Source organism: Ralstonia sp. ASV6, assembly GCF_016429285.1.
Lineage (GTDB): Bacteria > Pseudomonadota > Gammaproteobacteria > Burkholderiales > Burkholderiaceae > Ralstonia > Ralstonia flaminis.
Genome location: NZ_JAELUI010000170.1, coordinates 1 through 10,531 on the forward strand (window position 1 = coordinate 1; position 10,531 = coordinate 10,531).

Annotated in this window: 9 protein-coding genes; 8 read left to right on the plus strand and 1 reads right to left on the minus strand. The window is 64.3% G+C overall.

Annotated features, from left to right (window positions below):
* A partial coding sequence (locus tag JHD73_RS24030) for a LysR family transcriptional regulator (RefSeq protein ID WP_199032688.1) occupies nucleotides 1-691 on the minus strand: 691 nt, incomplete at its 3' end.
* A gap of 338 nt (nucleotides 692-1,029) precedes the next feature.
* Between JHD73_RS24030 and kdgD the strand changes: the two genes are divergently transcribed.
* The 8 genes from kdgD to JHD73_RS24070 all read left to right on the plus strand — a co-directional run.
* On the plus strand, nucleotides 1,030-1,968 hold the full coding sequence (gene kdgD, locus JHD73_RS24035) for a 5-dehydro-4-deoxyglucarate dehydratase (protein WP_199032689.1): 939 nt from the start codon (nucleotides 1,030-1,032) through the stop codon (nucleotides 1,966-1,968).
* Nucleotides 1,969-1,993: 25 nt separating this feature from the next.
* On the plus strand, nucleotides 1,994-3,565 hold the full coding sequence (locus tag JHD73_RS24040; RefSeq protein ID WP_199032690.1) for an aldehyde dehydrogenase (NADP(+)): 1,572 nt from the start codon (nucleotides 1,994-1,996) through the stop codon (nucleotides 3,563-3,565).
* A 92-nt stretch (nucleotides 3,566-3,657) separates the two neighbouring features.
* A complete protein-coding gene (locus JHD73_RS24045) occupies nucleotides 3,658-5,010 on the plus strand; it encodes an MFS transporter (protein WP_269848302.1) in 1,353 nt (450 codons plus the stop codon).
* 19 nt (nucleotides 5,011-5,029) lie between these two features.
* Nucleotides 5,030-6,439: an enolase C-terminal domain-like protein gene (locus tag JHD73_RS24050; protein WP_199032691.1), complete on the plus strand. Its 1,410-nt coding sequence runs from the start codon at nucleotides 5,030-5,032 to the stop codon at nucleotides 6,437-6,439.
* A 37-nt stretch (nucleotides 6,440-6,476) separates the two neighbouring features.
* Nucleotides 6,477-8,078: a galactarate dehydratase gene (gene garD, locus JHD73_RS24055; protein ID WP_199032692.1), complete on the plus strand. Its 1,602-nt coding sequence runs from the start codon at nucleotides 6,477-6,479 to the stop codon at nucleotides 8,076-8,078.
* A gap of 3 nt (nucleotides 8,079-8,081) precedes the next feature.
* Nucleotides 8,082-8,936 (plus strand): NAD(P)-dependent oxidoreductase, encoded by an 855-nt coding sequence (locus JHD73_RS24060; protein WP_199032693.1) that lies wholly within the window; start codon nucleotides 8,082-8,084, stop codon nucleotides 8,934-8,936.
* Between the two features lie 4 nt (nucleotides 8,937-8,940).
* Nucleotides 8,941-9,822, plus strand: coding sequence for an SMP-30/gluconolactonase/LRE family protein (locus tag JHD73_RS24065; protein WP_199032694.1), 882 nt, complete (start codon nucleotides 8,941-8,943; stop codon nucleotides 9,820-9,822).
* A 58-nt stretch (nucleotides 9,823-9,880) separates the two neighbouring features.
* On the plus strand, nucleotides 9,881-10,531 hold a 651-nt coding region (locus JHD73_RS24070; protein ID WP_199032695.1), incomplete at its 3' end, for an MFS transporter.

Below are 10,531 nucleotides of genomic sequence, written 5' to 3' on the forward strand. Positions count from 1 at the left end.
GCATCGAGTGGATCTGGCTGACGTATTCGACGATGTCGGGCAATACCTCAGCACGTTCGAGCAGGCCACTCACCAACTGGTGGAAGTAGCGCGCCTCGTAAGGCGAATACATCAGCAGCGGCTTGCCTTCGCAGTCGCGCAGGCTGGGGCGCAGCGGCCAGGTATCGGCAACGGCCTCGGGCAATGCCAGCACCAATGCTTCCTGCGAGCACGGCACCGCCGTCAACTCACCGTGCTCCACAGGCGGGCGCAACAGGCCGACATCAATCTCACGTGCATCGAGCGCCGCAAGCTGCGCCCCGCTCACCATCTCCTTCAACGTCAATCGCACCCCCGGTGATACCGCTCGCACGGCGCTCACCAGCGCGGGCAATTGCCCATAACCGACCGTCGCCGTAAAGCCGATCGCCAGTGAACCGGCGGCACCCGTGGCGACGCGTCGTGCCGTGGCTGCTGCCTCATCAGCCAACCGAAGAATGCGCGAGGCATCAGGCAAAAAGCTGCGCCCGGCAGCAGTCAATCTGACGGACCGGCTGTTGCGCTCAAGCAGTTCGGTGCCGACTTGGTGCTCCAGCAGACGCACCTGGCGCGACAACGGCGGCTGCGTCATATGCAGGCGCTCAGCAGCGCGCCCGAAGTGCAGTTCTTCTGCCACGGCGACAAAACAACGGAGTTGGCTCAGCTCAAACATCGATTCAAAACAGGTATGGATTGGTGTTCTTGCTTATCTTGAATTGGAATGATGCGGAGTGCAAGAATCGGCCCGCATGACAGGCCCCTGGGCCATGGCAGCCGCCAGGCATCGAAACCTGCTCGCATCGAGCAATAACGTGTCTGGGTGCCAGGCGGCGGTCACTTCATGTGCAATTGCAGCATCTGATCCGCCCGCTAGGGGAACACCCTGTATCAATACAAAATATGTATCAATCGAGTCATTAGTTGTTTTGGACTTGAATCGTTCCCGATGCAAAAATTCGCTCACCAACAACACCTGACCACTGCCCTGGTGGTCTTCAGGCAGAGCGAGACATGTCCCGATATACCCCCAAAGAATTTGCCCAGCAGATCGGTTCCGGCCTGCTGTCTTTCCCCATCACGCACTTCAAGGCGTCCGATCTTTCGTTTGACGAAGAGGCATACCGCAAGAACCTGGCTTGGCTGTTCAGCCACGATGCAGCCGGCCTGTTTGCCGCAGGTGGTACGGGTGAGTTCTTCTCGCTGACTGCCGCAGAAACCGACCGCGTTGTACGCGCCGCTGTGGCCGAGACGGGCGGCAAGATTCCGGTGATCGCCCCGGCGGGCCGCGGCACCGCTGAATCGATCGAGTACTGCAAGGCCGCAGAAGCCGCTGGCGCAGATGGCATCCTGCTGCTGCCCCCGTACCTGACCGAAGCCTCGGCCGATGGCGTGGCCGCTCACGTTGAGCAAGTCTGCAAATCGACCAAGCTGGGCGTGATCATCTACAACCGCGCCAACCAGATTCTCGACGCTGACCACCTGGAACGCCTGGCTGATCGCTGCCCGAACCTCGTCGGCTTCAAGGACGGCGTGGGCGATCTGGAACTGATGACGCGCATCTACGCCCGCCTGGGCGATCGCTTTACGTACATCGGTGGCCTGCCCACCGCCGAGACCTTCGCGCTGCCGTACCTGACGATGGGCGTGACGACGTACTCATCGGCCATCTTCAACTTCGTGCCGAAGTTCGCCCTGGAGTTCTACGCTGCCGTGCGGGCGTACGACAACGCCAAGGTCTACAAGATGCTCAATGAGTTCGTGCTGCCGTACATCCAGCTGCGCAACCGCAAGCGCGGCTATGCAGTGTCGATCGTCAAGGCCGGCATGAAGGTGATTGGCCGCAGCGCGGGCCCGGTGCGCGCGCCGCTGACGGACCTGACCGACGCGGAACTGGCCGAGCTGTCGGCACTGGTGTCGCGCGTGGCCGAAGTCGAAAAGCTGGCTGCTTGAGCGCAACCTGAACAAGGAACCCAACATGACTCTGAGCGGCGAACTGCTGCTGGGTGCTGCCCGCGTTGCGGGCGGTGCCGGCACGGTTCGCGCCATGAACCCCGCCACCGGGGAATGGCTCGAACCCGAATTCACCCTGGCCTCCAAGGCCGATGCCGCACGTGCCGCTGAACTGGCCGCTGCGGCTTTTGACGTTTACCGCGAGACCGCGCCGGAAGTGCGTGCCGCATTCCTCGAAGCCATCGCCAGCCAGATCGAGGCCCTGGGCGATGCGCTGATCGAACGCGCGATGGCGGAATCCGCGCTGCCGCGTGCCCGTCTGGAAGGCGAGCGTGGCCGCACGTGCGGTCAACTCCGCCTGTTTGCGAACGTGGTGCGTGCCGGCGATGCCGTGGGCGCGCGCCTCGATTCGGCACTGCCTGAGCGTAAGCCGCTGCCGCGCTCCGACCTGCGCCTGCGCCGCATCGCGCTGGGCCCGGTCGCCGTGTTTGGCGCGAGCAACTTTCCGCTGGCGTTCTCGGTGGCGGGCGGTGATACCGCATCCGCGCTGGCTGCCGGTTGCCCGGTCGTCGTGAAGGCGCATCCGGCACATCCGGGTACGTCCGAACTGGTGGGCCGCGCCATCCAGGCGGCGGTTGCTCAGTGCGGCCTGCCGGAAGGCGTGTTCTCGCTCATCCTGGCGGACAACGATGTGGCAGGTGCCCTGGTGGCCGATCCGCGCATCCAGGCGGTGAGCTTTACCGGTTCGCGTGCTGGCGGCCAGGCACTGCTGCGCATTGCGCAGGCGCGTCCGCAGCCGATTCCCGTGTATGGCGAACTGAGCGCCATCAACCCCGTTTTCCTGCTGCCGGATGCGCTGGCCAAGCGTGCTGCTGCGCTGGGGCAGCAGTACGTGGCATCGCTCACGATGGGCGCCGGCCAGTTCTGCACGAACCCAGGCTTGCTGCTCGCAATCGATGGCCCGGATCTCGAAACGTTTGAGGCCGCCGCCGCCGTTGCCATGGGGCAGGCACCGGCCCAGCCAATGCTGACCGCCGGCATTCATGCGGCCTACGCCCGTGGTGTCGACAAGCTGGCTGGTGAGGCCAACGTGCGTTGTGTTGCACGCGGGCAGGGCAGTGATCAGCCCAACCGTGGGCAGGCCGGCTTCTACACCACGGATGCCAAGAGCTTCCAGGCACAACCGACGCTGCACGACGAGATCTTCGGCGCCACCGGACTCGTCGTTCGCTGCCGCGACGCAGAGGAGTTGCGCGCGCTGGCTGAATCGCTCGAAGGTCAACTGACGGCCACGTTGCACCTGGATGCAGGCGATACGGCGATTGCCCGTTCGCTGTTGCCGATCCTGGAACGCAAGGCCGGCCGCATCCTGGCCAACGGCTGGCCAACCGGCGTTGAGGTGTGCCAGGCCATGGTGCACGGCGGCCCGTGGCCTGCCACGACGGATTCGCGCACGACTTCGGTCGGCACGGCGGCCATCGAGCGCTTCCTGCGCCCGGTGTGCTACCAGGATCTGCCGGCTGACCTGCTGCCGCAGGCGCTGCAAGACGCGAACCCGCTCAAGCTGCGCCGTCTGGTTGATGGGCAGTGGCAGTAACCAAGCAGTCAACAAGCGAATAAAAAGCCGGGCCGTACAGGACCCGGCAGCTTGAAACCCGGCGCATCTGGCGCCGGAGTACGGAGGAGACAATGGATATCAAAGCCCCAGCCGTGGGAGCGCAAAGCGTGCCGCGCACCGAGCGCATGACCCGTGTGCGCTTCATGATTCTCACGATGCTATTTGTCGTGACGACTATCAACTACGCCGATCGCGCGACCATCTCCATTGCTGGCTCAGCCATGCAGAAGGAGCTTGGCATCGATGCCGTGTCGCTTGGCTACATCTTCTCGGCGTTTGGCTGGGCCTATGTGATTGCGCAGATTCCGGGCGGTTGGCTGCTCGACCGCTTCGGCTCCAAGCGCGTGTACACGTTCAGCATTCTGCTATGGTCGCTGTTCACGCTGGCGCAGGGTGCGGTCGGCTTCTTTACCGGTGCGGCCGCCATTACCTTGGTGTTCTGCCTGCGCTTTCTGGTGGGGGCTGCAGAGGCGCCGTCCTTTCCGGCCAACAGCCGCATCGTCGCAGCGTGGTTCCCGGCCAATGAGCGCGGCACCGCATCCGCCATCTTCAACTCGGCGCAGTACGCAGCCACGGTGGTGTTTGCCCCGCTGATGGCATGGCTGGTGCACGAATTCGGCTGGCATCACGTCTTTATCGTGATGGGCGTGATCGGCATTGCCATGGCGGTCGTGTGGAAGACCTTCGTGCACGATCCGAAAGATCACCCTGGCATCAACCGCGCCGAGATCGAGTACATCGAAGCCGGCGGCGGTCTGGTCAACATGGACCGCGCCGGCGTGGCCAAGACCGAAGGGCCGAACCTCGGCTACGTCAAGCAACTGCTCGGCAACCGCATGCTGATGGGCGTGTATATCGCGCAGTACTGCATCAATGCGCTCACGTACTTCTTCATCACGTGGTTTCCGGTGTACCTGGTGCAGGCCCGTGGCATGTCGATCCTGAAGGCCGGCTTCGTGGCGTCGATTCCGGCGGTGTGCGGCTTCCTTGGCGGCATTCTGGGCGGGGTCATTTCCGATGCGCTGTTGCGCAAGGGGGCATCGCTGTCGGTGGCGCGCAAGGTGCCGATCGTGCTGGGCATGCTGCTCTCCATGAGCATGGTGATCTGCAACTACGTGGATGCACAGGCCATCGTGGTGGCGGTGATGGCGCTGTCGTTCTTCGGCAAGGGGCTGGGCGCGCTGGGCTGGGCAGTCAACTCCGACACGGCACCCAAGCAGATCGCGGGCCTGTCGGGCGCGCTGATGAACACGTTCGGCAATCTGTCGAGCATCACTACGCCCATCGCCATCGGCTACATCGTCAATACCACGGGCTCGTTCAACGGGGCATTGGTGTACGTGGGTATCCATGCTGCGGTGGCCATCATCTGCTACCTGGTCATGGTGGGCGAGATCAAACGCGTGGAACTCAAGCCGCTGTAAGCCAACAGGAGACATCGTTGTGACGTTGCAATCGATCGAATTCGGCGCTCGCACCAGTACACCGCGTGTGACGGAGATGCAGGTGATCCCCGTTGCCGGGCGGGACAGCATGCTGCTGAACCTGTGTGGCGCGCATGCCCCGTTCTTCACCCGTAACCTCGTCACCCTGAAGGACAACGCTGGGCGCACAGGCGTGGGCGAGGTGCCGGGCGGAGAGGGCATCCGCCAGGCGCTGGAGCGCGTGATTCCGCTGGTTGTCGGGCAATCCATCGGCCGCACCAACGGCGTGCTGAACAGCATTCGCCGTGCGCTGGCCGGGGGCGGCAACGCGGCACATCAGGCAACGGTCCATCAGGTGACATCCGCATCGGAAGCGGCGGTGCTGCGCCAGCCGCACGAGATCAACCTGCGCATGGACAACGTCATCACGGCGGTGGAAGCAGCGCTGCTGGACCTGCTGGGTCAGTTTCTGGAAGTGCCGGTAGCGGAACTGCTGGGCGCCGGACAGCAGCGCGATTCGGCCCCGATGCTTGCCTATCTGTTCTACGTGGGCGACCGCCGCAAGACGGATCTGCCGTATTTAGACGGAAATAGCGGTGCGAATGATTGGCTGCGCTTGCGCCACGAAGCCGCAATGACACCCGAGGCCATCGCCCGCCTGGCTGAAGCCGCCACCGAACGCTACGGCTTTGCCGACTTCAAGCTCAAAGGCGGCGTGATGCGCGGCGCGGAAGAGATGGAGGCGATTGCCGCCATCAAGGCGCGCTTCCCGCAGGCACGTGTCACGCTGGACCCGAACGGTGCCTGGTCGCTGAATGAGGCCATTGCGCTGTGCAAGGGGCAGGGTCACCTGCTGGCCTATGCCGAAGACCCCTGCGGCCCCGAAGCCGGTTACTCAGGGCGAGAGATCATGGCTGAGTTCAAGCGTGCCACCGGCATCCCGGCCGCCACCAACATGATCGCTACCGACTGGCGCCAAATGGGCCACGCGATCCCGCTGCACGCCGTGGATATTCCTCTGGCGGATCCGCACTTCTGGACCATGCAGGGGTCTGTGCGCGTTGCGCAACTGTGCGATGAATGGGGTCTCACATGGGGCTCGCATTCCAATAACCACTTCGATGTCTCGCTGGCGATGTTCACGCATGTGGCCGCCGCCGCGCCGGGCAACATCACCGCCATCGATACCCACTGGATCTGGCAGGAAGCCGAAGAGCGCCTGACGCGCGAGCCGCTGCGCATTCAGGGCGGTCATGTAGCCGTGCCGGATCGCCCGGGCCTGGGCATCGAGATCGACATGGACCGCGTCATGGCCGCGCACGCGCTGTACAAGACCCTCGGCCCCGGCGCACGCGACGATGCCATGGCCATGCAGTACCTCGTGCCGGGCTGGGCGTACGACCCCAAGCGGCCAAGCCTGGTGCGCTGAACAGCTTGATTTGCATTACCCCATTCCGGAGTCTGTGATGTCCGAATCCACGCTGGCCGCAGAGGCCGGCACTGAAACTGAGAAGGCGTTGACGATCCGCGTGCATGACGGCGACAACGTCGCCATTGTCGTCAATGCGCGTGGTCTGCCTGCGGGCACAGCGCTGGCCGATGGCACTGTGCTGGTCGAGGGGGTACCGCAAGGGCACAAGGTGGCACTGGCCGACCTTGCAGAAGGCGATGCCGTCATCCGCTACGGCGAGGTCATCGGTTATGCCGTCAAGCCGCTGGCACGCGGCAGCTGGATCAACGAGCATGCGGTGAAGTTGCCGTCCGCGCCGGCACTCGACGAGCTGCCGCTCGCCACGCGCCCCGATCCCAAACTGGCGAAGCTTGAGGGCTACACCTTCGAGGGCTATCGCAACGCAGACGGCACGGTCGGCACGAAGAACGTGCTCGGCATCATGACCAGCGTGCAGTGCGTGGCCGGCGTGACGGACTACGTGGTCAGCCGCATCAAGCGAGAACTGTTGCCACGCTACCCGAACGTCGATGACGTGGTCGCACTCAACCATGTATACGGCTGTGGCGTTGCCATCAACGCACCGGCGGCCATCGTGCCGATCCGCACGCTGCAGAACCTGGCGCTCAACCCGAACTTTGGCGGCGAGATCATGGTGATCGGCCTGGGCTGCGAGAAGCTCGTGCCCGAGCGCCTTGTGCCGGAAAAGCTTGCCCCGGGCGGTCGCATTCCCATCGAAGTCGCCGGTACGGCGGATTCCCCGGTGCTGCGTTTGCAGGACGAAGCATTCGACGGCTTCATCGGCATGACCGATGCCATCATGGAGATGGCCGAGCGCCGACTTGAGCACCTCAACAAGCGCCAGCGCGAAACCTGTCCCGCGTCCGATCTGGTGGTTGGCGTGCAATGTGGTGGCAGCGATGCGTTCTCGGGCGTGACCGCCAACCCTGCGGTTGGCTTTGCAGCCGACCTGATCGTGCGTGCTGGCGGCACCGTGATGTTCTCGGAAGTGACCGAAGTGCGCGACGCCATCCACCTGCTCACGCCGCGCGCCATCGACGAAGGCGTCGGTCGCGCGTTGCTGCGCGAAATGGCGTGGTACGACGATTACCTGAGCGGCGGCCAGACCGATCGCAGCGCCAACCCGTCGCCGGGCAACAAGAAGGGCGGCCTATCCAACGTGGTGGAAAAGGCGCTGGGCTCGATCGTCAAGTCGGGCAGTACGCCCATCGTCGATGTACTTGGCCCCGGCGAGAAAGTGCGCCGCAAGGGCCTGATCTTCGCCGCCACGCCGGCCAGCGATTTTGTGTGCGGCACGCTGCAGCTTGCTTCCGGCATGAACCTGCAGGTGTTCACCACCGGGCGCGGCACGCCGTACGGCCTGGCCATGGCGCCCGTCATCAAGGTGTCGACACGCAAGGCGCTCTCTGAGCGCTGGCATGACCTGATCGACCTCGACGCCGGCCGCATCGCCACGGGCGAGGCCAGCATTGCCGACATCGGCTGGGAGCTGTTCCACCTGATTCTCGATGTGGCCAGCGGCCGCAAGCAGGTCTGCGCAGACAAGCTCGGCTTGCATAATGCGCTCGCGCTGTTCAACCCCGCTCCCGTAACCTGATCTATGACTGTGACCAATACCGACACGCCTGTACACGCCGATCCGCTGGCGGGCATCACCACCCGCTGCCACCGCCTGCTGCTGACGGGGGCGGGTGGCAACCTGGGCAAGGTGCTGCGCGACCGCCTGCCGAAGTACGCCGACGTGCTGCGCATTTCTGACATCTCGGACCTTGGCGCCGTGCGCAAGGGCGAGGAGATCGTGCCGTGCAACCTGGCCGATCCACATGCGGTTGACGCACTCGTGGCAGGTACGGATGCCATCGTGCACCTGGGTGGCGTCTCGGTGGAGCGCCCCTTTGAAGAAATCCTGCCGGCCAATATCCAGGGCGTCTACAACCTGTACGAGGCCGCGCGCCGCCACGGTGTGCGCCGCATCGTGTTCGCCAGTTCCAACCACACCATCGGTTTCTACAAGCAGGGCGAAGTCATCGACAACACCGTGCCGACCAAACCTGATGGCTACTACGGCTTGAGCAAGGTCTTCGGTGAACAGCTCGCCAGTTTCTATTTCGACCGGTACGGCATTGAGACCGTGGCCATCCGCATTGGCTCGTCGTTCCCCGAAGCCAAAGACCGCCGCATGCTGGTCACCTGGTTGGGCTACGACGATCTGGAACAGCTGATCCGCCGCGCAGTGTTCGTACCGAACGTCGGCTTTACGGTGGTCTACGGCATGTCGGCCAACCGAGACCGCTGGTGGGATAACCGCCACGCCGCCCACCTAGGCTATGTGGCCACCGAGACCAGCGAGATCTTCCGCTCGCAGGTCGAGGCGCAGCCGCCGCTGCCTGCAGACGATCCGGCCGCGCTGTATCAAGGCGGTGCCTTCGTCAAAGCCGGCCCGTTCGGAGACTGACCCGATGCACGCGAATGTGGAACGCATCGGCACGATGCACTGCGGCGTCGGCGAGAGTCCGGTGTGGCATGTCGGCGAACAGGCGTTGTACTGGACGGACATTCCTGGGCGCACGCTGTGGCGCTGGAACGCGTCCACAGGCCATTGCGACGCATGGACGTTGCCCGAAATGGCTGGCTGCATCGCCATGACATCCGACGGCTGGGCGTTGGCAATGGAGACCGGCATCTTTCGCGCGCAGCAGGCGAAAGCAGACATTGCGCTTGCGCCGCTGGAGCGCCTCGCCACGGTAAAGCATGCGCGCCCCGACATGCGGTTCAACGACGGCCGATGCGACCGTCAGGGCCGCCTCTGGGCGGGCACGATGGTGCTCGACACCGCGCTGGGTGTGCCTGCCGGCAAGCTCTATCGCTTCGATGCAGCCGCACGCCGCGTTGACGCCATCATCGACGACCTGGTCGTCCCGAACGGCCTGGCCTTCAGCCCCGATGGCCGCACGATGTACCTGTCGGATTCACATGCCAGCCGCCAGACCGTCTGGGCATTTGACTACGACATCGACACCGGCACGCCGCACAACCGCCGCGTCTTCATCGACATGCACGCCCATCCAGGTCGCCCCGATGGCGCCGCCGTGGATGCCGATGGCTGCTACTGGATCTGCGGCAACGATGCGGGACTCGTCCACCGATTTACGCCCGACGGCCGACTCGATCGCAGCATCGCCATTCCTGCCACCAAGCCCGCCATGTGTGCCTTCGGCGGGCCGGGGCTGGACACCCTGTTCGTCACGTCGATCCGCATCGACGACGACCCGCTCTCGGGCGCCACGTTTGCCGTGCGCCCGGGCGTGACCGGACTACCGGAACCTGCCATGCATTGCTAACCGCAGTACGAGCCCCACACCAAAACAATACGTGGGCGCCCTAGGAGACAGACACACCATGAAACCCATCAAAGGCTTGCGCTGGTGGATGATCGGGCTCGTTCTGAGCGGCCTGGTCATGAACTACCTGGCACGCAACGCGCTTGCGGTAGCCGCGCCCGAAGTCAACAAGGTGCTGAACATCACCACGCAGCAGTACGGCTACATCGTGGCCGCATTCCAGGCGGCTTACATGGTGATGCAGCCCATTGCGGGCTACGTGCTTGACGTACTGGGCACCAAACTAGGTTTTGCGTTGTTTGCGGCGGCTTGGTCGGTGGTGTGCCTGCTGCACAGCACGGCGGGCGGCTGGCTGTCACTGGCGGCCTTTCGCGCGATGCTCGGGGCGACGGAGGCCGCAGGCTTTCCGTCAGCACTGCGGGCCACGTCAGAATGGTTTCCGGCCAAGGAGCGCTCGATTGCGACCGGCTGGTTCAACATCGGGTCCTCCGTGGGGGCCGTGGTTGCGCCGCCGCTGGTGGTCTGGTGCATTCTGCAGGGCAACTGGCGCTTCGCCTTTGCCGTGATCGGTGGGCTGGGGCTCGTGTGGAGTGTGCTCTGGTTCGCGTTGTATCGCGTGCCGACCAAGCATCCACGGCTATCGACGGAGGAGCACGACTACATCCGAGCGGGCCAGGAAGCGCCGGATGACAGCGCGAATGCGCCCAAG